This window comes from Mesorhizobium sp. SEMIA396, from assembly GCF_024518615.1.
Classification (GTDB): domain Bacteria; phylum Pseudomonadota; class Alphaproteobacteria; order Rhizobiales; family Rhizobiaceae; genus Mesorhizobium.
Map to the genome: position 1 here is coordinate 340,862 of NZ_JANIFC010000006.1, position 24,923 is coordinate 365,784.

A 24,923-nucleotide genomic window follows, 5' to 3' on the forward strand; every position below is an offset into this window, starting at 1 on the left:
GATGAGGGGCGGCGCCGAGTTCAACAATTGATGATCCCAACTTGGATTGGGCGCATGCACAAAGAGGGAAAGAAATGCTCGAAATAGCACCGACGAAACAGGCAGCCGCATGGCTCGAATCCCTGGCGCAGGCACTCGCAGCCGGCGACGTGGCCGCTGCGAGCAACCTGTTCGTCGACGATTGCTACTGGCGCGATCTCCTGACCTTCACCTGGAACATCACCACCATGGAAGGCCGCGAGGCGATCGCCGACATGCTGGCGGCGACGCTGGCGACGGCCAAGCCGAGCGCGTGGCAACTGACCGGCGAGGCGATCTCGGACGATGGCACCATCGAGGCGTGGTTCAGCTTCGAAACCGCGGTGGCCAGGGGAGAGGGCATCATGCGGCTGCGCGACGGCCGCTGCCGCACGCTGTTCACGGCAATGACGGACCTGAAAGGCTTCGAGGAGCGCAAGGGGGCGAAGCGGCCGCTTGGCGTGCGCCACAAGGCCGATCCCAGGCGCGAGACCTGGTCGGAGGCGCGGGCGCGCGAGACGCGCGAGCTCGGCACCGAGGAACAGCCCTACTGCCTGGTCATCGGCGGCGGCCAGGGCGGCATCATGCTGGGGGCGCGGCTGCGCCAGCTCGGCGTGCCCACCATCGTCATCGAGAAGAATGCGCGGCCGGGCGATTCCTGGCGCAACCGCTATCGCACGCTCGTGTTGCACGATCCGGTCTGGTACGACCATCTGCCCTACATTCCCTTCCCCGAAAACTGGCCGGTGTTCACGCCCAAGGACAAGATGGGCGACTGGCTGGAAATGTACACGCGCGTCATGGAGCTCAATTACTGGGTCGCCACGAAATGCCTGAGCGCGTCCTATGATGAGGCCGAAAAAGTCTGGACCGTGGTCGTCGACCGCGTCGGCCGCCAGATCACGCTGAAGCCGAAGCACATCGTCTTCGCCACCGGCGCCTACGGTCCGCCACGGCGGATCGATCTGCCGGGCGCCGACCGGTTCAAGGGCGAGTTGCTGCACTCCAGCCAGTATGCCAGCGGCGACAAATTCCGCGGCAGACGAGTCGCGGTCATCGGCGCGGCCAGCTCCGGCCACGATGTCTGCGTCGACCTCTGGGAAAGCGGCGCCGAGGTCACCATGATCCAGCGTTCGCCGACGACGGTGGTCAAATCGGACACGCTGATGGAAGTCGGCTTCGAGATCTTCTCGGAAGACGCACTGGCGCGCGGCATCACCACCGAGAAGGCCGACATGATCGTCGCCTCGACGCCGTTCGCGCTGGTGCCCAAGGGCCAGCGGGCGCTTTACGAGGTGATCAAGGCGCGCGACGCGGCTTTTTACGACCGCTTGCGCGCCGCCGGCTTCGCCCTCGATTTCGGCGACGACGAGACCGGCCTTCTGATGAAGGCCTACCGCACCGGCTCCGGCTACTATATCGATGTCGGCGCTTCCGACCTGATCATCGACGGCAAGATCGGCATCCGCAGCGGCGTCGCCATCAAGTCGCTGACCCCGAGCGGCATCCTGTTCGAGGACGGCAGTGAACTCGCCGCCGACGCCATCATCGCCTGCACCGGCTATCAGTCGATGAACGAGACGGTGGCTTCGATCGTCTCGCGCGAAGTCGCCGACAAGGTCGGCCCCTGCTGGGGGCTTGGCTCGGGCGTCAAGGGCGACCCCGGACCCTGGCAAGGCGAGCTGCGCAACATGTGGAAGCCGACCGCGCAGGAAGCGCTTTGGTTCCACGGCGGCAATCTGGCGCTGTCGCGCTTCTATTCGAAATATGTGGCGCTGCAGATCAAGGCGCGGATGGAGCGCATTGAGACGCCGGTTTATGGGAAGCCGAGCAATTCGGGGCGGTAGCCATCTACCGCAAGAGCTAATCGTGCCGATGCCCAAAATGCCTCGCGGCCACCTCAACATGCGTATGCGACGCCTGCGCCACGAAACGCTCGGTCTCGTTGTGATCAGCCGCCTCGTTCGGCCACCAGGTGCCGCCGATAACGATGCCATCCGACACCAGCCTCTGGTCGGCGACCAATGACGCGCCGACCGCATCGACGAAGGTGAAGCGGCCCGGGCGCTGCCGGAGCACGGCGACATCGCCGACGGTGCCGACCGCCAGCGTGCCCAGGTCAGGCCTGGCGATCGCCTGCGCCGGCGCTTGCGTGGCGGCGCGCAGGACCTCGACCAGCGGCATGCCGAGCGCCAGCAGCTTCGACATGCAGACCAGTATGTCGAAGGCCGGCCCGTCGACGCAGTAGAGATGCACGTCGCTCGAGATCACGTCGGGCGCCAGCCCTTCCTCGAGCATGGCACGGGCAACGGCGAAATCGAACGAGCCCATGCCGTGGCCGATGTCGAAGATGACGCCGCGCTCGCGCGCCAGCCGCATGTCGGGCCGCACCGCGCCGGAAGCAAATACCGGCGCATTGGGAAACGGCCGGAAGCAGTGGGTGAGAATGTCGCCCCTGCGCAGCCGCGGCAGCACTTCCGAGCGGCCGGGCGGCGGCTCGTCTATATGCGCCATCAGCGGCAGGCCGGCCTGGTCGGCGGCCTCCAGCGCCAGATCCACCGGGGCGATGCCGCTGGTGCCGCCGGCATGCTTGCCGGAGCGGACTTTTACGCCGACCACGACATCGCGGTGTTCACGCACCGCCGCGACCACCTCGCGCGGCTCGCACAGCCTGAGGTCGCTGCACTCGCCGACCGACACTGTCTGCGAGAAGCCGAAAATGCCGGCAAAGGAAATGTTGACATAGGCCAGGATGCGGACCTTCGACCGCTCCATGACATGGCGGCGGAAGCCGAGGAAATTGCCGGCGCCGGCACTGCCCGCATCGATGAAGGTGGTGGTGCCGCTCTTGGCGGCCAGCCGGTCGGCATCGACGCCAAGCGACGTGCCGCCCCAATAGACGTGGCTGTGCAGGTCGACCAGGCCCGGCGTGACGATGCAGCCGCCGGCATCGACGATCTGCGCTGCGCTGTCCGCCGGGATATCGGCATCGACTGCGGCAACGCGGCCATTGGCGATGGCGACATCGCGCGGCGCGTCGAGGCCAGCGGCCGGATCGATCAGCCGTCCGCCCTTCAGCAGGAGGTCGAATTGCATTGAGGTCACCTCCGCTTCGTTGCTTTGCCTACAGAGGCCGGTAAGCGACCGCCTCGACCTCGATCTTGATATCGATCATCAGCCGCGATTCGACCGTGGTGCGGGCCGGCGGGTTTTTGGGGAAATGCCGGGCATAGACCGCGTTGAAGGCGCCGAAATCGCGCGCATCTTCCAGCCAGACCGTGGTCTTCACCACATCGTCCATGGTGCAGCCGGCCAGCGCCAGCGCGGCCTTGATATTGGCGAGCACCTGCTCGGTCTGTTCCGATATGCCGCCCTTGACCACGATGCCGTCGCTGCCGACGGGAACCTGGCCCGAGACATAGACGAGATCGCCGGCCCGCACGGCGGGCGACAACGGCACATGCGATGTTCCAAAACACTGTTTCGGCAAGGGACAAGCCTCCTCTGATGACAGGACGGGGTGCCATGGCAGCGCCCGCTTCGATCGACATTTACGCCGATCGGGGCGATCCTCATAGGGGGCCTTGTTGGAAAGCAACATTCTTCGAAATCCGTGTTGCTTTATTACAAGAGCGCTTGCATCGTACGCGCTGACGGGCGGCTTGGAAGCCGCAACGTACAGACGCATTTGCCAGAGCGGAGACACCCAGCGATGACTTACGACAAGAACCCGTTTCCATCAGGCGATGCCGATCGCCACGCGCTCTGGGAAATGCTGGTGCGGCGCGACATCGACGCTTTCATCGGCCAGGACTGGGCCATGGTCGAGGATGATTTCGTAGCCTCGAGCTTCTTCGGCATGCATGCGCATTTCCTGCACAACGCCGACGCCTGGCGGCTGCAGTTTCCAAGGCTCGAAATCTATCGCGACGAATGGCTGCGCCAGGCCAGGGAGACGGCGGCGACCAAATTCGCCGAGCCGCTGCGCGAGGCGCTGTTTCGCGTCACCAACATGCGCGACATCGATGTCGACGGCGACCGCGCCGTGCTGCACAAGAAATTCGACGGCTCGGTTGCCAAGGCGGACGGCAGCGTCGACCGCTTGAAATGGCAGACGCTGTATTTCTGCAGCAAGGTCGGCGGCAGCTGGAAGATATCAGGCTTCGTCGGCTACATGCCGCATCCGCTCGGTAGCTAGAACCACCGATCACCAGAGCGCAGGATGGGTCGGGCCGAACGTGCGGCCCGGCACCGCGGCCGCCATCAGCGCGCCGTTGAACAGCGATGGCGGATGCAAGGCGCCGCATTCCATCAAACGCATCGCCAGACATTGGCAATGCCTTTTGCGCCCATTCTTACGAATTTGTATGCCGCCGGACAGGCCGGTGTGAACTCGTTTGTTTACGATGCGCGGGGCGGATCGCAACCGCCCCGCCGCAACCATCGACCTCTGGACTTCAGCCATGCTCGCGCCCAACAGGCAACAACCCGCCGCACCGAGCCACAACAGGGTTCCCGACGTCACCCTCGACTTCTGGCTGGTCAAGCTGATGGCGGTCACCACGGGCGAGACCGCGGCGGATTATCTTGCCGACACGATCGGGCTTGGGCTGACCGTCACCTCGCTGATCATGACCGGCATCCTGATCGCGGCCCTTGTCCTGCAGTTTACGCGGAAATGCTATGTGCCGTGGGCTTATTGGCCGGCGGTGGTGCTGATCAGCATCGTCGGCACGCTGGTGACGGACAGCCTCGTCGACAGTTTCGGCGTGCGCCTGCAGACGGCAACCATCGCCTTCTCGGTCGCGCTCGCCGCGACATTCGCGGTCTGGTACGCCAGCGAAAGGACGCTGTCGATCCACACCATCTTCACCACCAGGCGCGAGATCTTCTACTGGCTGGCGATCCTCTTGACCTTCGCGCTCGGCACCGCCGCCGGCGACCTCGTCGCCGAAAGCTTCGACATGGGCTACCTCACGACGGGGCTGCTGTTCGGCGGTGCCATCGCGCTGATAGCGCTCGCCTACTGGCTGCTGCATCTCGACGGCATCCTGGCCTTCTGGCTCGCCTATATCCTGACACGGCCGCTTGGCGCCTCCTTCGGCGACCTGCTGTCGCGATCGGCCAGGCACGGCGGCCTGGGTCTCGGCACCATCTTCACCAGCCTGCTCTTCCTTGGCTGTATCTTTGCGCTTGTCCTGCACATGACCCTGAAGGAGGCAACCGACGAGGCCGATGAACTGTTGCTGGACCTGGACTGAAGCCTTGGCCTCGTCATCCGCGCGCGGAGCAAGGAGCGTAGCGACGCAGCGCGGACCCGACGATGACGAAGTTGGGAGAAGCCGCTCCGAATGCCTGCGCCTTCGTGACATCCTAGGAACAAGCCCGTGCCGGTGATAGCCTCTCCATCTCGGCAACGGACCGGACCTTTCATGCGACTGCTTCTCGTCGAGGACGACCACAGGACGGCCGACTATATCGTCAGGGGACTGACCGAGGCCGGCCATGTCTGCGACCTCCTTCGCAACGGACATGACGCGCTGTTCGCGGCGACCCGGGGCAATTACGACGTGATCGTCGCCGACCGGATGATCCCCGGCCTCGACGGCCTGTCGATGATCAAGGCGGTGCGCGCCGCGGGCGTACGGACGCCCACGATCTTTCTCACCTCCGTCGGCGGCATCGACGATCGCGTCGAGGGGCTGGAGGCCGGCGGCGACGACTATCTGGTCAAGCCCTTCGCCTTTTCCGAACTTCTCGCCCGCATCAACGCGCTTGGCCGGCGGCCGGCGGCGCAGGAGCAGAAAACCGTCCTGCGGGTCGCCGACCTCGAAATGGACCTGATCATGCGGCGGGTCACGAGGCGGGGCCAGCCGATCGACCTGCAGCCGCGGGAATTCAGCCTGCTGGAAGTGCTGATGCGCGGCGAAGGCCGCGTCATCACCCGCACCATGCTTCTGGAGCGCGTCTGGGATTTTCATTTCGATCCCAGGACCAGCGTCGTCGAGACCCATATCAGCCGGCTGCGGGCCAAGGTCGACAAGCCCTTCGAAACCCAGCTCATCCACACCGTCCGCAACACCGGCTACAGCCTGCACGCGCCGTCATGACCGGAACATGGTCCCGCCTGCTGCGCAGCACGCCGTTCCGGCTGGCTCTGACCTTCGCCTTCCTGTTCGTGCTGGCCTTCGTCCTGTCGGGCGCCATCGTCTACCAGATGATGAGCGCCGATCTTGCCGAGCGGCTCGACGACACCATCAAGGAGACCTACGCGGTCGTCGCCGCGACCTATGCCGAGAACGATCTCAAGGAGCTGGTTGAGACCGTCGGCAGCCACTCCCTGCGCAGCCTCAAAAAGGAGCAGCTGTTTTCGCTGACCGACGCGACGGGCAATCGCCTGGCCGGCAACTTCACCGCGGCAGGGCTTCCCGACGGTTTCTCGATGTTCGACACCGAAATGCCCGGCGTGCCGCCCGGCGCCGAGTACCGCGCCTATTCCGGCCCCGTCGGCGGCAACACCCTGACCGTCGCCTTCAGCCTTTCCGAGACGGAGGAGCTGGAGAGGATCGTGCTGATGAGCTTTGGCTGGGGAACCCTGATCATCACCGGGCTGGCGGTCGCCGGCGGCGCCCTGCTGGCCTCGCGGGTCCAGCGCCGTCTCGACGGCATTGCCGCCACCATGGTGGATGTCTCGCATGGACGGCTGGACACCCGCATTCCGCTGACCGGCAAGGGCGACGACATCGACATCGTCTCCAGCCAGGTCAATGCCGCGCTCGACCGCCTGTCGGCACTGGTCGAAGGCATGAAACAGGTCAGCGCCAACATCGCCCACGACCTGAAGACGCCGCTCAACCGGCTGCAGATGATCCTCGACACCGCGTCCGAAAAGAACCTGTCAGGTCAAAAGGTCGCCCGCGAACTGGCCGAGGCGCATGCCGAAAGCCTGCAGATCAACGAGACCTTCGATGCGCTGCTGCGCATCGCGCAGATCGAAGCCGGCGCCCGCCGGGCGCGGTTCACCGATGTCGATCTGGGCGAGGTGCTGCAGACCATCGCCGAGATCTATGCCGATGTTGCCGAGGACGACGGAAAGTCGCTGTCGTTGGCGCAACCACCGGAAACGACGGACCGGATCCATGGCGATCGCGAGCTGTTGACGCAGATGTTCGCCAATCTGGTCGAGAACGCGCTGCGCCATTGTCCATCGGGCACGACGATAAAGCTGTCGGTGGGGCGCCAGGACGAACGCGTCGTTGCCGGCGTCGCCGACAACGGTCCCGGCATTCCCGCCGACGAACATGAAAAAGTGTTTCAGCGGCTTTATCGGCTGGACCATAGCCGGTCGACATGGGGCAGCGGGCTGGGTCTCAGCCTTGTGCGAGCGATTGCCGATCTGCATGGCGCATCGATCACGCTTGAGGATTGTCGCCCTGGGCTTGAGGTGGCGGTGAGTTTTCTCCCCCCTTGAGGGGGAGATGTCGCCGCAGGCGACAGAGGGGGTCGCCTCGCGTGAAGCGCTAACGCCCATCTGTCGAAAGGAGGTCGCATCCGGTCGAACCGACCCCCTCTGGCCTGCCGGCCATCTCCCCCTCGAGGGGGGAGACCAGCAGCTTCACCGATCGATCCGCGTCGACAGGATGATCGACGACAGGGTCCGCTCGACCCCGTCCATGGCGCCGATCTGGTCGAGCAGCATGTCGAGGTCGCGGATCGATGGTGCGTCGACGATGACGATCATGTCGAAATTGCCGCTGACCGAATGCAGCGTCCGGACCGTCGTCAGGGCGCGCATGCCGCGCACCACCTTGTCGGCGAGCTTGGGCGTCACGGTGAGCAGTACATGCGCCCGCACCAGCCCCTGCTCATAGTCCGGCGCCAGTCGCACACCATAGCCTGATATGATGCCGCGCTGCTCCAGCCGTTCGATCCGGCTCTGCACCGTGGTCCGCGAGACGCCAAGCCGCCGCGCCAGCTCGGCGGTCGAGGCGCGCGCATTCTCGCGCAGCAGGGAAAGCAGGGCCTGTTCGGCGTCACTGAGCATTTCGACGATTCTTCCCGGCAGACTGTCCAATCAACGGTTTCGTTTCGAACCAAACCACGCTTCCATTCGACGGGCAAGCTGCGAATCTGGGCTCACAATCAGTGAGGGATCGGCCATGAAGAAAATTGTCGTTGTCGGCGCCGGAAAGATCGGCTCGACCATTGCCGAGATGCTCGCCGCCAAGGGGGATTATCAGGTCACGCTCGTCGACCGCTCGGCAGCACAGTTCGCTGCTGCCGAACTGCCGGCCACGGTTGCGACGCTTGAGCTCGACATCGAAGCATCCGGCACGCTTGAAGCCGCACTCGCCGGCAAATTCGCGGTGCTCAGCGCCGCTCCCTTCCATCTGACCACCCGCATCGCCGAAGCGGCGGCCTGTGCCGGCGTGCACTATCTCGACCTGACCGAGGATGTCGTCTCGACCCGCCGCGTCAAGGAACTGGCGGTTTCGGGCAGAAGCGCCTTCATTCCGCAATGCGGCCTGGCGCCGGGCTTCATCTCGATCGTCGCCAACGATCTCGCCAGCCGGTTCGATTCGCTGGAGAGCGTGCGCATGCGCGTCGGCGCCCTGCCGCAATATCCCTCCAATGCACTGAACTACAATCTGACCTGGAGCACCGACGGCGTCATCAACGAATATTGCGAGCCCTGCGAGGCGATCGTCGAAGGCGAGCTGGTCGAGGTGCCGCCACTGGAAGAGCGCGAGGAGTTCTCGCTCGACGGCGTCACCTACGAAGCGTTCAACACCTCCGGCGGCCTTGGCACGCTGGCCGAGACGCTGAAGGGCAGAGTGCGCACGCTGAACTACCGCACCATCCGCTATCCCGGCCACGCCGCGATCATGAAGGCGCTGCTCAACGATCTCGGCCTGCGCCACCGCCGTGACGTGCTGAAAGACATTTTCGAGAGCGCGCTGCCGGCGACGCTGCAGGACGTGGTCATCGTCTTCGTCACCGTCTCCGGCCGCAAGAACGGCCGCCTGCTGCAGGAGACCTACGCCAACAAGATCTACTCCAGGCGCATCGGCGATCAGGTGCGCAGCGCCATCCAGATCACCACGGCGTCCGGCATCTGCGCCGTGCTCGACATGCTCGCCGACGGCAGCCTGCCGGCCACGGGCTTCATCAAGCAGGAAGACATCGCGCTCGACGCGTTTCTGGCCAACCGCTTCGGCCGCGCCTATGCGCAGCATGAGATGGTGAGCCGGCTGGCGGGGTGATCAGCGTCTCTCTCTTGTGAGAGGCTGCCCCCCTCTGCCCTGCCGGGCATCTCCCCCTCTAGGGGGGAGATAGGCTGTCATCTTAGATTTCGCCAATTTTCAAAGTCTTGGAAGAGGCGGGTTGCCCGAAACTGCTGATCTCCCCCCTTGAGGGGGAGATGTCCGGCAGGACAGAGGGGGGCGAGTGTCCCGCCAGCATCACCGCCTTTGCACTGTCACGAATCAAACATGCAGCGCGTGCCCCAGCGCCTTGAGCGCCGCTTCCTGGAATCCCTCGCCTTGCGTCGGATGGGCATGGATGGTGCCGGCAATGTCCTCCAGCCTGGCGCCCATCTCCAGCGCCAGGCCAAAAGCCGCCGCCAGTTCCGACACGCCCTGCCCGACCGCCTGGATGCCGAGCACCAGATGGTTGTCCGCCCGCGCCACCACGCGGACGAAGCCGTCTTCGCCCAGCTTCGTCATCGCCCGGCCGTTGGCGGCGAACGGGAACATGCCGATCTTGATCTCGCCGCCCAGAGCCCTGGCCTCTTCCGGCGAAAGACCAGCGGTGACGAGTTCCGGATCGGTGAAGCAAACGGCGGGAATGGCGCGCTTGTCCCAGTTGCGCTTGTGGCCGGCGACGATCTCGGCGACCATCTCGCCCTGGGCCATCGCCCGGTGCGCCAGCATCGGCTCGCCGGTGACGTCGCCGATGGCGAAGATGCCGCGCATCGAGGTGCGGCACTGGTCGTCGATGCGGATGAATTTGCCTGCCCTGTCGAGGTCGATCTGCTCGAGCCCCCAGCCTTCGGTCACCGGCTTGCGGCCGACCGTGACCAGGATTTTTTCGGCGGCGACCTTGGCGCTCTTGCCATCCGCCGTCTCGACCAGCAGCGCATCGCCTTTGGTCGATAGCCCCTTGGCCTTGGCACCCAGCATCACCTCGACGCCGAGTGCGTTGAGCCGCTTGACCACGGGCCGCGTGAGTTCGGCGTCATACTGCGCCAGCACGCGCGGCAAGGCCTCGACCACGGTCACTTTGGCGCCCATTTTTGCAAACGCCATGCCGAGTTCCAGCCCGATATAGCCGCCACCGACGACCGCGAGTTTTCTCGGCACGTCGCTCAGTGCCAGTGCCTCGGTTGACGAAATCACCGGACCGCCAAAGGGCAGGAACGGCAGCTCGACTGGCGCCGAGCCGGTGGCAATGACGATCGTCTCGGCGCGGATGACTTGGCTTCCCGTCTCGGTCTCGACCGCAACCGTCTTGCCGTCGCGAAAGCTCGCCCAGCCATGCACGGTCTTGACTCCTGCCTTCTTGAGCAGGCCGGCGACGCCGCTGTTGAGCCGGCTCACGATGCCGTCCTTCCAGGCGATCGTCTTCGCCAGGTCGAGCGTCGGTGCGGTGAGCGAGATGCCGAGCGGGCTCTTGCCGCCTTCCATGTGCGACACCTTCTCGAACTCCTCCGCCGCATGGATCAGCGCCTTGGACGGGATGCAGCCGACATTGAGACAAGTGCCGCCCGGCTTGCCGGCTTCCACGATCACCGTATCGACGCCGAGCTGTCCGGCACGGATAGCGCAGACGTAACCACCGGGACCGGCGCCGATGACCAGCAGCTTGCAGGAGATTTCTTTCATGTTGGCTGCTTCCTTTCGGCCGCCGGGCGCCCTGTCCTTCTCCCCTTGTGGGAGAAGGTGGATCGGCGCGTTAGCGCCGAGACGGATGAGGGGTGTTCCAGCGGAGTGAGGCGTTGGCGTTCCCTGGAACACCCCTCATCCGTCGCCTTCGGCGACACCTTCTCCCACAAGGGGAGAAGGGGGAGCCCACATTCCAACGCCGGTAACTTCCGAAGGTCCGTCTCAAGCTTCGACATCGGCCTCATCACCTCAATCCACAAAGATCAGCGCCGGCGTTTCCAGCAGCGTCTTGATCCGCTGGATGAACACCGCCGCATCCCACCCATCGATCACCCGATGGTCGAAGCTTGACGATAAATTCATCATCTTGCGCGGGATGAACTGGGTGCCGTCCCACACCGGCCGCACCATCATCTTGTTGACGCCGATGATCGCCACTTCCGGATGGTTGATGACCGGCGTCGTCGCCACGCCGCCCATGGCGCCGAGCGAGGTGATGGTGATGGTCGAGCCGGACAGCTCGTCGCGTGTCGCCGTGCCGGACTTGGCCGCCTCGGCCAGCCTGATGATTTCTGCGCCGCACTCCCAGATGTCGCGCGCCTCGGCATGTTTGACCACAGGCACTACCAGCCCCGACGGCGTCTGCGCGGCGATGCCGATATGGATGCCGCCATGCTGGTGGATGATGCCGGCCTCGTCGTCGAACAGCGAATTGAGGTTGGGCTGGTCCGCGATCGCCTTGACCATGGCCCGCATCAGGAACGGCAGCAGCGTCAGCTTCGGCCGCTCCACGCCACCCCTACCTGGGCGCTTCTCCTTGTTGAGCGCGGCGCGCAATTCCTCCAGCGCGGTGACATCGATCTCCTCGACATAGGTGATGTGCGGGATGCGCGATTTCGACAGCGACATCTTCTCGGCGATCTTGCGCCGCAAGCCGACCACCTTGATATCCTGGATCGCATCGTTGCGGGCGAGGCCGGATGTCCTGGCAACCTGCGGCCCGCGCGCCAGGAACGCTTCGATGTCCTCATGGCCGATGCGGCCGGCAGGGCCGGATCCCGCAACCTGCCTGAGATCGATGCCGGCTTCCTTTGCCCGCAGACGCACGGCAGGCGAAGCCAGCGGTCTTTCGCCCTCGGGACGCGGTGCGCCGGCGGGCGTGGCAACTTGAGATGTCGGCGCCGTACCCCCACCCCTAGCCCCTCCCCACAAGGGGGAGGGGGATTCGGTCGCCGCCGCTTCCCCGCCTTCGATTCCTTTGGAATTTGCTGATGACGATGAGGTGGGTTTTGCTCCGCCCTTGGAGGCTGTGGCGCCTCCCCCTCCCCCTTGTGGGGAGGGGTTAGGGGTGGGGGTAGATGCCGCTGTGACCTCTGGCGATTTCGTGTCTGCGACAACATTCCCCTCGCCCGCCACCTTCAGCCGCACGATGGGCGAACCAATCGCCACCGTGTCGCCGATTTCGGCGCCCAGCCACAGGATCTCGCCGTCGACCGGCGACGGGATTTCGACTGTCGCCTTGTCGGTCATCACGGCGGCGAGCACCGTGTCCTCGCGCACCATGTCGCCGATCTTGACGTGCCACTCGACCAGCTCGGCCTCGGCGACACCTTCGCCGACATCGGGCAGCTTGATGATGTGTTCGCCCATCTCAGGCCCCCATGGTTTCAAGCAAGGCACGGCCGACACGGGCGGGGCCGGGGAAATAATCCCACTCCTGCGCATGCGGATAGGGCGTGTCCCAGCCGGCAACGCGAGCAACCGGCGCTTCGAGGTGATAAAAACAGTTTTCCTGCACCAGCGCCGACAGTTCGGCGCCGAAGCCCGACGTCAGCGTCGCCTCATGCACGATGACGCAGCGCCCGGTCTTCTTGACCGAAGCGACGATCGTGTCGAGGTCGAGCGGCAGCAGCGTCCTGAGATCGATGATCTCGGCATCGATGCCGGTTTCCTCGGCCGCGGCCTGCGCGACATAGACCATGGTGCCGTAGGCGAGCACCGTGATGGCGGAACCCGGCCGGCGGATCGCCGCCTTGCCGAGCGGCACAGTGTAGTGGCCGTCGGCGACCTCGCCGAGCTCATGTTTCGACCACGGCGTCACCGGCCGGTCGTGATGGCCGTCGAACGGACCATTGTAGAGCCGCTTCGGTTCGAGGAAGATCACCGGATCGGGGTCTTCGATCGCCGCGATCAAGAGCCCCTTGGCGTCGTGCGGGTTGGACGGCACCACGGTCTTCAGCCCCGACACATGGGTGAACAGCGCTTCCGGGCTCTGGCTGTGCGTCTGGCCGCCGAAGATGCCGCCGCCGGTCGGCATGCGCACCACGATCGGGCAGGTGAAATCGCCATTGGAGCGATAGCGCAGCCTAGCTGCTTCCTGGGTCAGCTGGTCGTAGGCCGGATACATGTAGTCGGCAAACTGAATCTCCACGCACGGCTTCAGCCCATAGGCGGCCATGCCGATGGCCGAGCCGACAATGCCGGATTCGTTGATCGGCGCGTCGAAGCAGCGGCTCTTGCCGTATTTGGCCTGCAGGCCCTGCGTGCAGCGGAAGACGCCGCCGAAGAAGCCGACATCTTCGCCGAACACGACGACTTTGTCGTCGCGCCCCATCGATACATCCATGGCATCGCGAATGGCCTCGATCATGGTCCGTCTCGGCATGGCTCAGACTCCCGCCTGCTGGCGCTGGCGTCTGAGATGCGGCGGCATCTCGGCGTAGAGGCCCTCGAACATGTCGCGCGTCGACGGCTTGCCGCCGGCATGCAGCGTGCCGTGGCTTTCGGCTTCCTTCTGCGCCGCGATGACCGTGTCGAGGATTTCTGCCTCGGCCTGCGCGTGCCGCTCGTCCGACCAGACGCCAAGCGCGATGAGATGGTTTTTCAGCCGCACGATCGGGTCGCCGAGCGGCCAGGCGTCGGACTCGGTCTTTGGCCGGTAGGCCGAGGGATCGTCCGAGCTCGAATGCGCCCCGGCGCGGTAGGTGACATATTCGACCAGCGTCGGCCCGAGATTGCTGCGCGCCCGCTCCGCCGCCCATTTGGCCACCGCATGGACGGCGAGATAGTCGTTGCCGTCGACGCGCAGCGACGGGATACCGAAGCCGAGCCCCCTTGCCGCGAATGTGCCCGAGCCGCCGCGGGCAATGCCCTGAAAAGTCGAGATCGCCCACTGGTTGTTGACCACATTGAGCACGACCGGCGCCTTGTAGGTCGAGGCGAACACCAGCGCCGAGTGGAAATCGGATTCGGCCGTCGAGCCGTCGCCGATCCAGGCGGCTGCGATGCGCGAATCGTTCGAGATCGCCGAGGCCATCGCCCAGCCGACCGCCTGGATGTACTGCGTCGCCAGATTGCCGGAGATCGAGAAGAAGCCGTGCTCCTTCGACGAATACATGACCGGTAGTTGCCGGCCCTTCAGCGGATCCGCCTCGTTGGAATAGATCTGGTTCATCATCGTGACCATCGGATAGCCGTCGGCGATGAGCAGCCCTGCCTGGCGATAGGTCGGGAAATTCATGTCGCCCGGCGCCAGCGCCTTGCGGAAGGCGCAAGCCACCGCCTCTTCGCCCAGATGCTGCATGTAGAACGAGGTCTTGCCCTGCCGCTGCGCCATCTGCATGCGCGCGTCGAAGGTCCGCAGCGTCATCATGTGGCGCAGGCCGGCCAGAAGTTCCTCATCGGAGAGCAGGCCGGCCCAGGGACCGACGGCCTCGCCAGTGCGGTTCAGCACGCGGATGATCGAGAAGGCATGATCGCGGATGGTGCGCGGATCGACATCGATTTCGGGGCGCGGCACCGAGCCGGCCTTGGGGATCGGCACATTGGAAAAATCAGGCGTTCCGCCCGGCCGCACTTCCGGTTCCGGAACGTGGAAACGCAACATCCCAGCATCGGCCATGACCTTTGTCCTCCAATGTTGCCTAGTGTCGATATTTGCATATCTGCGCCGCCAGGCCAGTGCGAATTCGTCGGGTAGCCTGCGGACGTCGGTCCCGGCAGCGCCGGCCGATCCAGCCTCCCACGCACCAAGATGAAGATATGTCGGCGAAATTTCTTGTCGATGTTGGGCGCCGGCGCGCAATTAGACGCAAGATTGAGCCGGGTTTGCTGGCAGATAGGGTGATTGGGGAAGCGCGAAGCGTAATCTCCCTCCTTGAGGGGGAGATGTCGCCGAAGGCGACAGAGGGGGTCGCCGCGCATGGAGCGCCAACTTCTTCTTTCGGCGCATAAAATGTCGCATCCAGTCGAACCGACCCCCTCTGGCCTGCCGGCCATCTCCCCCTCGAGGGGGAGATCACGCACACCCCGGTTCACCCCACGCCCGCATCATGCTAACCAACCCGGCATGGCACAGAAGAAAGCTTACGAGGTCGACGGCTGGCTCGCGAAGCCGGACCAGCGCATTTCGATCGTCCTGCTTTACGGCCCCGATCGCGGCCTCGTATCCGAGCGGGCGAAGGCATTTGCCGGCAAGACCGGCCTGCCGCTCGACGATCCCTTCTCGGTGGTCAGGCTCGAGGGTTCGGAGGTCGACCGCGACGAGGGCCGGCTGCTCGACGAAGCCCGCACCGTGCCGATGTTTTCCGATCGGCGCCTTTTGTGGGTGCGCAATGCCAGCGGCCAGAAGGCGCTGGCCGACGACGTCAAGGCGCTGACGGCGGAGCCGGCGCGCGATGCGATCATTCTCATCGAGGCCGGCGATCTCAAGAAAGGCGTCGGATTGCGCGCCATCGTCGAGGCGGCCGACAGTGCCATGGCGCTGCCTTGCTATGCCGATGAAGCGCGCGACATCGACGGCGTCATCGACGCCGAACTGAGCAAGACCGGCATGTCGATGACCATGGAGGCGAGACAGGCGCTGCGCCGCAATCTCGGCGGCGACCGGTTGGCCTCGCGCGGCGAGATCGAGAAGCTCGTGCTCTATGCACATGGCCAGAACGAGATCGGACTGGAGGAGGTCAAGGCGATGTCGGGCGACGTCTCCGGCGCCTCTTTCGACGACGCGGTCGACGCGCTTCTCGAAGGCAAGATCGGCGACTTCGACACTGCCTTTACCCGCCATTGCCAGTCCGGCGGCCAGCCTTTCCTGGTGCTGTCTTCGGCGATGCGGCAGTTGCAGCAGATCCAAATCATGCGCGGCCAGATGGAGTCCGGTAACCGCAACGCCGCCTCGGTCGTTGCCGCCGCCCGCCCGCCGGTGTTTTTCTCCAGGCGCAAGCTGGTCGAGAAGGCACTGGAGCGCTGGAGCGCCGACGCGCTCGGCCGCGCGTTGACCCGGCTGCAGACGGCGGTGTTGCAGACACGACGGCGGCCGGACCTTTCCGTGGCGCTGGCACGGCAGGCGCTGCTGGGGATTGCGGTGGAGAGTAGCCGGTTGGCGCAGCGCGGCTGATCTCCCCCCTCGAGGGGGAGATGTCGCCGAAAGGCGACAGAGGGGGTCGTTGCGCGTGGAGCGCTGGCCTCCTTACTTCCTTACTTCCTTACTTCCTTACGTCTTCATGTCTTCCGCAAGGGCGCCGGCGCTTGGTGTGAGGCGACCCCCTCTGGCCTGCCGGCCATCTCCCCCTCAAGGAGCGAGATTAGCGGCGTCGCCGATTTCGCCAAAAATCCGGCCTGAAGATAATTCGCCGGCTAATTATCGTTCCTGCTTCAGCCGCCTGCACAACTCATCGAGCTGTTCCAGCGAGCGATAGGCTACCCGAAGCGTGCCGCCTCTGCCCTTGTGATCCACCGACACGATCATGCCGATCGTATCGGTCAACAGTTTTTCCAGCGCCAGCGTGTCGGCGTCCTTCTCGTCAGGACTTGGCGCCGGCCTGGCTTCCCTGGCGCTGCTGGTGCCGGCCGGCATCTGCGCCAGCGCTTCGGCCTGGCGCACCGAAAGTCCTTCTTCGACGATGCGCTTGGCAAGGCCCGCCGGATCTTCCGCCGTCACCAGCGTGCGGGCATGACCCGCCGACAGCGCGCCGTCGATCAGCATGTCGCGGATCACATCCGGCAGCTTCAAGAGCCTGAGCGTGTTGGCGACATGGCTGCGGCTCTTGCCGATCACCTGGCCGAGATCGGCCTGGGTGTAGCCGTGCTCGTCGATCAGCTGCTGATAACCGAGCGCTTCCTCGACCGCGTTGAGGTCGGTGCGCTGGACGTTTTCGATGATCGCCAGTTCGAGCGCGGTGCGATCGTTGACCTCGCGGATGATGACCGGGATCTCGGACAGCCCGGCGCGCTGCGCTGCACGCCAGCGCCGCTCGCCGGCGATGATCTCGTAGCGTCCGGCCTGTGTCGGCGAAGGCCGCGCCACCACCGGCTGGACGACGCCGTGTTCGCGGATCGACTGGGCAAGGTCGGTCAGCTCGGCGTCGCCGAAATGCCGGCGCGGATTTTTCGGGTTGGGGGTCAGGAACTCGATCGGCACCTTGCCGTCGGCGCTCATGCCCGGTTTTTCAGGTGCTACTGGGCGATCAATCTCGCCGATCAGCGCCGCCAGTCCGCGGCCCAGTCTCTTTCTCGAAAGGTCTTCGCTCATCTTTATTCCAGTTGGCTATTCCAAATCGTTTCGGTATCGAATCGGCTCTTGACTATGCATCCGGCCACATCAAGCGGCGCGTAACTTGCGCTCGCGGCGGATCACTTCCGATGCCAGTTGCAGATAGGCCTGGCTGCCCGAGCATTTCAAATCGTAGAGGATCGCCGGCTTGCCGTAGGACGGCGCCTCGGACACCCGCACATTGCGCGGGATGATGGTCTCGTAGACCTTGTCGCCCATATGCGCCCGCACATCCTGCACGACCTGGTTGGCGAGATTGTTGCGGCCGTCATACATGGTCAGCACGATGCCCTGGATGGTGAGATCCGGATTGATCGAGCGCCGCACCTGCTCGACCGTCTCCAGCAACTGGCTGAGGCCTTCGAGCGCGAAAAACTCGCATTGCAGCGGCACAAGAACGGAATCGGCCGCAGCCATTGAATTCAACGTCAAAAGGTTGAGCGATGGCGGGCAGTCGATCAGCACATAGCCAAAGGGTGCGCCGCGCTCGGTCGCAGCGCGCAGCGCGTTGCGCAGCTTGAGCACCCGGTCGGGCGCGGAGGCGATCTCCATTTCGATGCCGAGCAGATCGAGCGTCGACGGCACGATCGACAGGCCCGGCACGGCTGTGGGGATGGCCGCGGCTTCCAGCTCCAGCTCGCCGGTCAACACGTCATAGGACGACACCGTCCGGTCCTTGCGGTCGATGCCCAGACCGGTGCTGGCATTTCCCTGCGGATCGAGATCGACGATCAGCACCTTTTCGCCGATAGCAGCTAGCGCGGTCGCCAGATTGATGGCGGTCGTCGTCTTGCCGACACCGCCCTTCTGGTTGGCTACGGTGATGATTCGGGGGCCATTCTTCATCATGGGTTTATGCCAGAAATTCATTTTGGGCGCCAAATCGCCTGTCAGTGACGGATCAGACAGGTCGCAGGTTGGACAATTCCAGGATGACGCCGCCAACGTCGGTCATACTTGGATGTTCTACCAGATCGAAGGACCATCGGTGAACGCTTTCTTGCACTTCGGTGCGGTAATCCCGGCCTTTGTGGAACAGGCCGCGCGCGCCTGAAACCAGCCAGGGCGCCGACAGGTCCAGCAAGGTCGAAAGCGGAGCCAGCGCCCGCGCCGTGACGATTTGCGGCGTCGAAACCAGCGCATGGCTGTCATCGATGCGGCGCGCCACGACCCGCGCCGGCAGGCTGAACTGGCCGACGACGGTCTGCAGGAAGGATGCCTTTTTGCGATTGCTTTCAACCAGATCGATGCTGGCGCCGTCGCGCTCGGCCAGCAGGAACGCCATCACAAGGCCTGGAAACCCACCGCCCGAGCCGAGATCCACCCAGCGTGTGGCAACGGGTTCTATGCGCCCGAGTTGGGCGCTGTCCAGGATATGGCGCTGCCAGACATCGCCCGACGTGGATTGCGCCACCAGATTGATGCTGCGATTCCATTTCTGGAACATCTGCTCGAACGCCACCAGCCGATCGAATGTTTCACGTGAAACCGGGCCTGCCGCATCCTGCAGGCTCTCCAGGGACATAGAATTCACGCAACATCCTTTTGTAGGCGCTGGGCGCTCTCCGCATGGCGGACATGCGCGACAATGATCGCCAGCGCCGCCGGCGTCATGCCCTCCATGCGCTGGGCATCGGCTATGGAGCGCGGGCGCCGCGCCTGCATTTTCTGCTTCAGCTCGTTCGACAGACCCGGCACTCCGGCGAAATCGACCGTCTCGGGGATCAGCCGGCTCTCCTCATGCCGGATCTGCGCCACGTCGGTCTTCTGGCGGTCGAGATAGACAGAATACTTCGCTTCCGTCTCGAGGCGCTCCGCGGTCTTGCCTTCGATCGCCGCAAAGCGCGGATCGACGCCGGCCAGCCAAGCGACATCGACGTCGGGATAGGACAGCAATTCATAGCCGGACCGGCGCACGCCATCCCGGTTGATGTCCAGCCCGTGCCGCGCCGCCTCATTCGGCGTCATGGCGAGCGACTTCGCCAAATCCCGCGCCTCATCCAGGCTTTGCATGACCTGCCCGTAGCGCTGCATGCGCTGTGCCGAGGCGATGCCCAGTTTCGCCGCCAGAGGCGTCAGCCGCTCATCCGCATTGTCGGCGCGTAGCGACAGCCGGAACTCGGCGCGTGACGTGAACATCCGGTAGGGCTCTGCGATGCCGCGGCTGGTCAAATCGTCGACCATCACGCCGATGTACGCCTCGGTGCGGCTGAGCACGATTTGCTCGCTCCCCGCCGCCCGCCGCGCCGCATTGAGGCCTGCGAGCAGGCCTTGCCCGGCTGCTTCCTCATAGCCGGTCGTGCCGTTGATCTGCCCGGCGAGGAAGAGACCACCGATGCGCTTCGTCTCCAGCGTCTGATGCAGTTCGCGCGGATCGACATGATCATACTCGATGGCATAGCCGGGCTGCAGCATGATTGCGCGCTCCAGCCCCGGAATGGTTTTCAATATATCGAGCTGCACATCTTCGGGCAACGAGGTGGAAATCCCATTGGGATAGACGGTATCATCGTCCAGCCCTTCCGGCTCCAGAAAGATCTGGTGCCCATCCCTATCGCCGAACTTGACGATCTTGTCCTCGATCGACGGGCAATAACGCGGCCCAACGCCCTCGATCGAGCCGGAATACATGGCCGAGCGGCCGAGATTGGCGCGAATCAGCTCATGCGTGGCCGTCGTCGTGCGGGTGATGCCGCACTCGATCTGCGGCGTGGTGATGCGGTCGGTCATCAGCGAGAACGGCACCGGATCCGCATCCGCGGCCTGGCTTGCCAGCGTCGTCCAGTCGATGCTCCGGCCATCGAGCCGCGGCGGCGTCCCGGTCTTCAGCCGTCCAAGCTTGAAGCCCGCGCGGTCCATCGTCGCCGAGAGCCCAAGGCTGGCCTGCTCGTTCATGCGGCCGGCGACAATCTTCCTCTCGCCAATATGAATGAGCCCGCGCAGAAAAGTCCCGGTCGTCAGCACGACCGCGCCACAGCCAAGCCGCCTGCCGTCGGCCAGGAGAACAGCCGTGATCCGCCCATCGGCGATCTCAAAATCCAGAACCTCGCCTTCAACCACGTCGAGATCGTTCTGCTGCCGAATCGCTTCCTGCATGGCAAGGCGATAAAGCTTCCGGTCGGCCTGCGTACGAGGGCCGCGCACGGCGGGACCTTTGCGGCGGTTGAGCAGGCGGAACTGAATGCCGGCCGCATCCGCCACGCGCCCCATCAGGCCATCCATGGCATCGATCTCGCGCACCAAATGGCCCTTGCCGAGCCCGCCGATCGCCGGATTGCAGGACATGACCCCGATCGTATCAAAGCGCAGCGTCACCAGCGCGGTCTTGGCACCAGCGCGCGCGGCAGCGCTGGCCGCCTCACAACCTGCGTGGCCGCCGCCCACCACAACCACATCATAGTGATTGGTCATCACAAACTTCCCAGACTCGAATGATTAAAGGGACACATGTCCCCGCGAGGCTTGGCTGTCAAGAAAACTCCGCGAGTCGTTTCACGTGAAACAGCCTTGCACCGCCATCGCGTGTGTTTCACGTGAGTCATCGGGGCACTGATGTTTCACGTGAGTCGCACCTTGCCGCTGCTCGAAGGTCTTACCCAAGCGTTCGCAACGTTCGTCATCCTAGGGCAAAGCAGGAAGCGAAGCGACGTCGCGGAGACCCTAGGATCCATGCCGTGATCTTGGCCAAAGAGTACAGCGGATCAGAATTCTGCACCGTGGCGCGCGCTCAGAAGTCGCGGCATGGATCCTCGGGTCTGCGCCGCGTCGCTACGCTCCTTGCTCCGCCCGTGGATGACGAAGCGATGGGGCGTTCCGCAAACGGTCCATCAAAATCTCTGCATCGACAACTGAGTCATTTTACGAGAGCACATCGTTTCACGTGAGTCATTTCCCGATGCAGAACTGCGAGAAAATCACGTCCAGCATGTCCTCGACGTCGATGGCGCCGACAATACGGCCCAGGCGATCTGCTGCAAGCCGCAACTCCTCGGCGCGCAATTCCTGCCCGACAGTCCGGCCGTCGGTTGCGCGACGCAGGTGGCTATTCGCTGCGCCGAGCAATTCGACGTGGCGCAGGCGCGACGGCAGGACATCGCCGACGCTGCCGGCTGCTTCCGCTGCCCGCCGGCCGATTTCCCCCAGCAGTTCCTCGACGCCCGTCCCGTTCTTTACCGAAATGACAAGGGCATAATCCTCCGTCGCGTCGCTCGCCGCGCGGTCTTCCAACAGATCGAGCTTGGTGCCGACGCGCAAGGTCGGCGCCACACTCGGCAGCTCGCCGACATCTCTTGGGTTCGCGATGTCCTGCAGCAAGAGCAAGAGATCGGCGCCATGCGCCTTGGCCCTGGCCTTCTCGATGCCGATAGCCTCGACCTTTCCCGGCGCATCGCGCAGCCCGGCCGTATCTGTAAGCCGGACCCGCAGCCCCTGGAGATCAAGTGTCACTTCAAGCAGATCCCGCGTCGTGCCGGGTTCATCCGTTACTATAGCGGCATCCCGCCGCGCCAGGGCGTTGAACAGACTCGACTTGCCGGCGTTGGGCGCGCCAAGGATAACGACCTCGAAGCCGTCACGGATGATTTCGGCAGCACGAAATCCGGCAATGTGCCGGTCGATCTCGCCGATCATAGTTTTGACATCGGACCAAACCGTATCCGAAACGGAACCGGGGACATCGTCTTCATCGGCAAAATCGATCTCCGCCTCGATCATGGCGCGGGCGTGAATCAACCTGCGACGCCAGCCGAGATAGAGTTCGCTCTGAGCGCCTTCGGCATTTTGGACAGCAAAACGCCGCTGCGCCTCGGTTTCAGCGTTGACGAGATCCGCCAGGGCCTCGGTCTCAACCAGGTCGACCTTGCCGTTGAGAAAGGCGCGGCGCGTGAATTCGCCCGGTTCCGCGTGCCTGACGCCGTCGAAACCAGTAATCGTCTCCAGCATCCTGGCCACCACGGCGCGTCCGCCATGAACGTGGAATTCCGCCACATCCTCGCCGGTGAAACTGGCCGGATTGGGAAAGAAAACGACCAAGCCGTTATCGAGCACGGTTCCATCGGGCGCCCTGAATCTGCGCAAGACCGCGACGCGGGGCTTAACAATACCCCCGGCAATCGTTTCGACTACGAATCGAGTCTGCGGGCCGGAAATACGGATGACGGCGACGCCGGCCGGGAGCCGGCCGCTCGACAGCGCTACGATGGAATCGCCTGAAATCATTTGCCCGCTCTACCGAACCGCCCTAGCTTTACGCCCATCAGCCAATCGCACCCGAGTTTGCCCAGTGACGCTGCCCGCGCAAAACCTGCTTGCTGAAGAAGCCAGCCCCTATTTGCAGCAGCACAGCGGCAATCCCGTCCACTGGCGGGCCTGGTCGCCGGCTTCGCTCGAGGAGGCCAAGGCGCTGGACAGGCCGATCCTGCTCTCGGTCGGCTATGCCGCCTGCCACTGGTGCCACGTCATGGCGCATGAAAGCTTCGAGGACGATGGTGTCGCCGCCGTCATGAACCGTCTGTTCGTCAATATCAAGGTCGACCGCGAGGAACGCCCCGACATCGACCAGATCTATATGGCGGCGCTGTCCTCGATGGGCGAGCAGGGTGGCTGGCCACTAACCATGTTCCTGACGCCGGACGGCAAGCCGTTCTGGGGCGGCACCTACTTTCCGCGCGAGCCACGCTATGGCCGCCCCGGTTTCATCCAGGTGATGGAGGCGGTGGACAAGGCCTGGCGCGAGAAGCGGGCGAGCCTCAACCAGAGCGCCGACGGCCTGACCACACATGTCCAGGCACGGCTCGCCGGATTGCACGCGAGAACAGGGCTCGATCGCGACACGCTGGCTGAGCTTGCCAAGGGCATAGACGGCATGATCGACCGCGATCTGGGCGGCTTGCGTGGCGCGCCGAAATTCCCCAATGCGCCGTTCATGCAAACGCTGTGGCTGTCCTGGCTGCGCGACGGCAACGCCAGCCATCGCGACGACGTTCTCAACAGCCTCGAACAGATGGTCAGCGGCGGCATTTACGATCATATCGGCGGCGGGCTCAGCCGTTACTCGACCGACGCCGAATGGCTGGTGCCGCATTTCGAAAAGATGCTTTACGACAATGCCCAGCTGATCCGCTTCTGCAACTGGGCCCATGCCGCAAGCGGCAACGGGTTGTTCCGGGTCCGAATCGAAGAGACGATCGGCTGGCTGCTGCGCGAGATGCGCGTTGACGGCGGCGCCTTTGCCGCCAGTCTCGATGCCGACAGCGACGGCGAGGAAGGACTGTTCTACACCTGGAGCCAAGACGAGATCGAGGCCGCCCTCGTCGACGATTCTGCCTTGTTTTTCAAGCACTTCACGCTCTCCAGCCCGCACGGCTGGGAAGGCAAGCCGGTCGTCCACCAAACCCTGTCCCAGCAATCGCACTATGTGATCGATCGCGCAGAGCTCGGCCCGCTCAAGGCGAAACTCCTCACCGTGCGGGAACAGCGGGTCAGGCCCGGTCTTGACGCAAAGACCCTCACCGACTGGAACGGCCAGATGATCGCAGCGCTTGCAGAGGCCGGCCGTTCGCTGGCGCGGCCTGACTGGATCGATGCGGCGGCAAAGGCCTTTGCCCACATCAGCACCGCCGGCCGCGACAGCCGTCTGCCGCATTCGATGCTCGGCGCCAGAAAACTATTCCCTGCTTTGTCCAGCGACTATGCCGCCATGGCCAACGCAGCGATCTCGCTGTTCGAGGCCACTGGGAATTGGAGCTATGTCGACCAGGCCGGCCAGTTTATCAAGCAGCTCGACCATTGGCACGCCGATACCGAAAAGACGGGGTATTACCTGACCGCCTCGGACAGCACCGACGTGCCGATCCGCATCCGCGGCGATGTCGACGAGGCCATTCCGTCCGCCACCGGCCAGATCATCGAGGCACTGGTCCGGCTGGCCTCCGTCACGGGCGATCTCGAGCTGCAGGAAAGGGCCTGGCAAGTTGCCGAGCACGCCGCCGGCCGCGCGGCCCACCAGGCCTATGGCCAAGCCGGCATCGTCAACGCCTGCGCGCTGGCGATCGAGCCGCTAAAACTGGTCATCGTCGATGCGCTTGACGATCCAAAGCTCGTTCCGGTTGCGAATCGAAGTCCGGACCCACGCCGCGTCGACATTGTCCTGCCGATCGGTACGGGTACGAATCGACCCTTGCTGCCTGGCGGAATCCTGCCGCCGACCAACGAGGCGGGTGCATGGCTGTGTACTGGGCAGGTGTGTTTACCGGTCGTGACGGATGCTGAAGAGTTGGAACGATTGTTGCGAGGGCTATAAGGGCAACGCACTGCTCGATCAGCCCAAAATTGCGGCGCTGGCGCCGCCCCTTGTATCTGCACGAGATGATTATGTGCGATGGAAGCGATTGAGCCTCGGGCCGGATGGCCATCCGGCCCGAGGCTTGGCGAAGTCGCCCGCTGCCCCTCCGGCTACAACCGTCAATGAGCTT

21 protein-coding genes are annotated in these 24,923 nt (G+C 64.4%); 8 read left to right on the forward strand and 13 right to left on the reverse strand.

The window, feature by feature from the left end; translation table 11 throughout:
• Positions 1-74: 74 nt before the first annotated feature.
• Positions 75-1,865 (forward strand): NAD(P)/FAD-dependent oxidoreductase, encoded by a 1,791-nt coding sequence (locus NP503_RS17345; RefSeq protein ID WP_127269759.1) that lies wholly within the window; start codon positions 75-77, stop codon positions 1,863-1,865.
• A gap of 16 nt (positions 1,866-1,881) precedes the next feature.
• Here the strand turns inward: NP503_RS17345 and NP503_RS17350 are convergent, their stop codons facing one another.
• On the reverse strand, positions 1,882-3,114 hold the full coding sequence (locus NP503_RS17350; RefSeq protein WP_127269761.1) for an amidohydrolase/deacetylase family metallohydrolase: 1,233 nt from the start codon (positions 3,112-3,114) through the stop codon (positions 1,882-1,884).
• Between the two features lie 28 nt (positions 3,115-3,142).
• Positions 3,143-3,508 (reverse strand): RidA family protein, encoded by a 366-nt coding sequence (locus NP503_RS17355; protein WP_013528752.1) that lies wholly within the window; start codon positions 3,506-3,508, stop codon positions 3,143-3,145.
• A 222-nt stretch (positions 3,509-3,730) separates the two neighbouring features.
• Between NP503_RS17355 and NP503_RS17360 the strand changes: the two genes are divergently transcribed.
• Positions 3,731-4,216 carry a hypothetical protein gene (locus tag NP503_RS17360; protein WP_127272427.1) on the forward strand — a complete coding sequence of 162 codons (486 nt, stop codon included), beginning with the start codon at positions 3,731-3,733 and terminating at the stop codon, positions 4,214-4,216.
• A gap of 9 nt (positions 4,217-4,225) precedes the next feature.
• On the opposite strand, the gene NP503_RS17365 is transcribed toward NP503_RS17360, so the two are convergent.
• A complete protein-coding gene (locus tag NP503_RS17365; RefSeq protein ID WP_127268442.1) occupies positions 4,226-4,483 on the reverse strand; it encodes a hypothetical protein in 258 nt (85 codons plus the stop codon).
• Here NP503_RS17365 and NP503_RS17370 point away from each other — a divergent pair.
• From NP503_RS17370 to NP503_RS17380, 3 genes are all read left to right on the forward strand, one after another.
• Entirely contained in the window at positions 4,482-5,279 is a 798-nt protein-coding gene (locus tag NP503_RS17370) for a hypothetical protein (protein WP_127268443.1), read from the forward strand. The genes NP503_RS17365 and NP503_RS17370 overlap by 2 nt on opposite strands.
• 171 nt (positions 5,280-5,450) lie before the next feature.
• The gene (locus NP503_RS17375; RefSeq protein WP_127268444.1) at positions 5,451-6,128 is read left to right on the forward strand and encodes a winged helix-turn-helix domain-containing protein; all 678 of its coding nucleotides are present in this window, start codon (positions 5,451-5,453) and stop codon (positions 6,126-6,128) included.
• Positions 6,125-7,489, forward strand: coding sequence for an ATP-binding protein (locus tag NP503_RS17380; RefSeq protein ID WP_127268445.1), 1,365 nt, complete (start codon positions 6,125-6,127; stop codon positions 7,487-7,489). The genes NP503_RS17375 and NP503_RS17380 overlap by 4 nt, the downstream gene beginning before the upstream one ends.
• 144 nt (positions 7,490-7,633) lie before the next feature.
• Here NP503_RS17380 and NP503_RS17385 read toward each other — a convergent pair whose 3' ends face one another.
• The gene (locus tag NP503_RS17385) at positions 7,634-8,062 is read right to left on the reverse strand and encodes an Lrp/AsnC family transcriptional regulator (RefSeq protein WP_127268446.1); all 429 of its coding nucleotides are present in this window, start codon (positions 8,060-8,062) and stop codon (positions 7,634-7,636) included.
• Positions 8,063-8,177: 115 nt separating this feature from the next.
• On the opposite strand from NP503_RS17385, the gene NP503_RS17390 reads away from it, so the two are divergent.
• Positions 8,178-9,281 (forward strand): saccharopine dehydrogenase family protein, encoded by a 1,104-nt coding sequence (locus tag NP503_RS17390; protein ID WP_127268447.1) that lies wholly within the window; start codon positions 8,178-8,180, stop codon positions 9,279-9,281.
• A 222-nt stretch (positions 9,282-9,503) separates the two neighbouring features.
• Here NP503_RS17390 and lpdA read toward each other — a convergent pair whose 3' ends face one another.
• The 4 genes from lpdA to NP503_RS17410 all read right to left on the reverse strand — a co-directional run bounded on the left by lpdA (position 9,504) and on the right by NP503_RS17410 (position 14,802).
• Positions 9,504-10,901, reverse strand: coding sequence for a dihydrolipoyl dehydrogenase (gene lpdA, locus NP503_RS17395; protein WP_127268448.1), 1,398 nt, complete (start codon positions 10,899-10,901; stop codon positions 9,504-9,506).
• Between the two features lie 249 nt (positions 10,902-11,150).
• Positions 11,151-12,551 carry a dihydrolipoamide acetyltransferase family protein gene (locus tag NP503_RS17400; RefSeq protein WP_236382975.1) on the reverse strand — a complete coding sequence of 467 codons (1,401 nt, stop codon included), beginning with the start codon at positions 12,549-12,551 and terminating at the stop codon, positions 11,151-11,153.
• A 1-nt stretch (position 12,552) separates the two neighbouring features.
• Positions 12,553-13,566 carry an alpha-ketoacid dehydrogenase subunit beta gene (locus NP503_RS17405; RefSeq protein ID WP_127271317.1) on the reverse strand — a complete coding sequence of 338 codons (1,014 nt, stop codon included), beginning with the start codon at positions 13,564-13,566 and terminating at the stop codon, positions 12,553-12,555.
• A gap of 3 nt (positions 13,567-13,569) precedes the next feature.
• Positions 13,570-14,802, reverse strand: coding sequence for a 3-methyl-2-oxobutanoate dehydrogenase (2-methylpropanoyl-transferring) subunit alpha (locus NP503_RS17410; RefSeq protein WP_127272764.1), 1,233 nt, complete (start codon positions 14,800-14,802; stop codon positions 13,570-13,572).
• A 447-nt stretch (positions 14,803-15,249) separates the two neighbouring features.
• Here NP503_RS17410 and holA point away from each other — a divergent pair, with 447 nt between their 5' ends.
• Complete coding sequence (gene holA, locus NP503_RS17415) at positions 15,250-16,296, forward strand: DNA polymerase III subunit delta (protein ID WP_127271610.1); 1,047 nt, start codon at positions 15,250-15,252, stop codon at positions 16,294-16,296.
• A gap of 243 nt (positions 16,297-16,539) precedes the next feature.
• Here holA and NP503_RS17420 read toward each other — a convergent pair whose 3' ends face one another.
• The 5 genes from NP503_RS17420 to mnmE all read right to left on the reverse strand — a co-directional run bounded on the left by NP503_RS17420 (position 16,540) and on the right by mnmE (position 22,668).
• Positions 16,540-17,430, reverse strand: coding sequence for a ParB/RepB/Spo0J family partition protein (locus NP503_RS17420; RefSeq protein ID WP_127272527.1), 891 nt, complete (start codon positions 17,428-17,430; stop codon positions 16,540-16,542).
• Between the two features lie 69 nt (positions 17,431-17,499).
• Positions 17,500-18,300: a ParA family protein gene (locus NP503_RS17425; protein ID WP_081738757.1), complete on the reverse strand. Its 801-nt coding sequence runs from the start codon at positions 18,298-18,300 to the stop codon at positions 17,500-17,502.
• Positions 18,301-18,352: 52 nt separating this feature from the next.
• Complete coding sequence (gene rsmG / locus NP503_RS17430; RefSeq protein WP_127269178.1) at positions 18,353-18,985, reverse strand: 16S rRNA (guanine(527)-N(7))-methyltransferase RsmG; 633 nt, start codon at positions 18,983-18,985, stop codon at positions 18,353-18,355.
• Positions 18,982-20,862 (reverse strand): tRNA uridine-5-carboxymethylaminomethyl(34) synthesis enzyme MnmG, encoded by a 1,881-nt coding sequence (mnmG, locus tag NP503_RS17435; protein ID WP_127269179.1) that lies wholly within the window; start codon positions 20,860-20,862, stop codon positions 18,982-18,984. Before mnmG ends, rsmG begins: the two co-directional genes overlap by 4 nt.
• Before the next feature lie 474 nt (positions 20,863-21,336).
• The gene (mnmE, locus tag NP503_RS17440) at positions 21,337-22,668 is read right to left on the reverse strand and encodes a tRNA uridine-5-carboxymethylaminomethyl(34) synthesis GTPase MnmE (protein WP_127272526.1); all 1,332 of its coding nucleotides are present in this window, start codon (positions 22,666-22,668) and stop codon (positions 21,337-21,339) included.
• Between the two features lie 64 nt (positions 22,669-22,732).
• Here mnmE and NP503_RS17445 point away from each other — a divergent pair, with 64 nt between their 5' ends.
• The gene (locus NP503_RS17445; protein WP_127271099.1) at positions 22,733-24,751 is read left to right on the forward strand and encodes a thioredoxin domain-containing protein; all 2,019 of its coding nucleotides are present in this window, start codon (positions 22,733-22,735) and stop codon (positions 24,749-24,751) included.
• Positions 24,752-24,923: the final 172 nt, after the last annotated feature.

Excerpts from the sequence above, each read along its gene's own strand:
- holA (WP_127271610.1), top strand. The coding sequence starts at position 15,250 with ATGGCACAGAAGAAAGCTTACGAGGTCGACGGCTGGCTCGCGAAGCCG.
- NP503_RS17385 (WP_127268446.1), bottom strand. The coding sequence starts at position 8,062 with ATGCTCAGTGACGCCGAACAGGCCCTGCTTTCCCTGCTGCGCGAGAAT.
- NP503_RS17370 (WP_127268443.1), top strand. The coding sequence starts at position 4,482 with ATGCTCGCGCCCAACAGGCAACAACCCGCCGCACCGAGCCACAACAGG.
- lpdA (WP_127268448.1), bottom strand. The coding sequence starts at position 10,901 with ATGAAAGAAATCTCCTGCAAGCTGCTGGTCATCGGCGCCGGTCCCGGT.
- NP503_RS17360 (WP_127272427.1), top strand. The coding sequence starts at position 3,731 with ATGACTTACGACAAGAACCCGTTTCCATCAGGCGATGCCGATCGCCAC.
- NP503_RS17375 (WP_127268444.1), top strand. The coding sequence starts at position 5,451 with ATGCGACTGCTTCTCGTCGAGGACGACCACAGGACGGCCGACTATATC.
- NP503_RS17365 (WP_127268442.1), bottom strand. The coding sequence starts at position 4,483 with ATGGCTGAAGTCCAGAGGTCGATGGTTGCGGCGGGGCGGTTGCGATCC.
- NP503_RS17410 (WP_127272764.1), bottom strand. The coding sequence starts at position 14,802 with ATGGCCGATGCTGGGATGTTGCGTTTCCACGTTCCGGAACCGGAAGTG.
- mnmG (WP_127269179.1), bottom strand. The coding sequence starts at position 20,862 with ATGACCAATCACTATGATGTGGTTGTGGTGGGCGGCGGCCACGCAGGT.
- NP503_RS17400 (WP_236382975.1), bottom strand. The coding sequence starts at position 12,551 with ATGGGCGAACACATCATCAAGCTGCCCGATGTCGGCGAAGGTGTCGCC.
- NP503_RS17380 (WP_127268445.1), top strand. The coding sequence starts at position 6,125 with ATGACCGGAACATGGTCCCGCCTGCTGCGCAGCACGCCGTTCCGGCTG.
- mnmE (WP_127272526.1), bottom strand. The coding sequence starts at position 22,668 with ATGATTTCAGGCGATTCCATCGTAGCGCTGTCGAGCGGCCGGCTCCCG.
- NP503_RS17405 (WP_127271317.1), bottom strand. The coding sequence starts at position 13,566 with ATGCCGAGACGGACCATGATCGAGGCCATTCGCGATGCCATGGATGTA.
- NP503_RS17420 (WP_127272527.1), bottom strand. The coding sequence starts at position 17,430 with ATGAGCGAAGACCTTTCGAGAAAGAGACTGGGCCGCGGACTGGCGGCG.
- NP503_RS17350 (WP_127269761.1), bottom strand. The coding sequence starts at position 3,114 with ATGCAATTCGACCTCCTGCTGAAGGGCGGACGGCTGATCGATCCGGCC.
- NP503_RS17390 (WP_127268447.1), top strand. The coding sequence starts at position 8,178 with ATGAAGAAAATTGTCGTTGTCGGCGCCGGAAAGATCGGCTCGACCATT.
- NP503_RS17425 (WP_081738757.1), bottom strand. The coding sequence starts at position 18,300 with ATGATGAAGAATGGCCCCCGAATCATCACCGTAGCCAACCAGAAGGGC.
- NP503_RS17345 (WP_127269759.1), top strand. The coding sequence starts at position 75 with ATGCTCGAAATAGCACCGACGAAACAGGCAGCCGCATGGCTCGAATCC.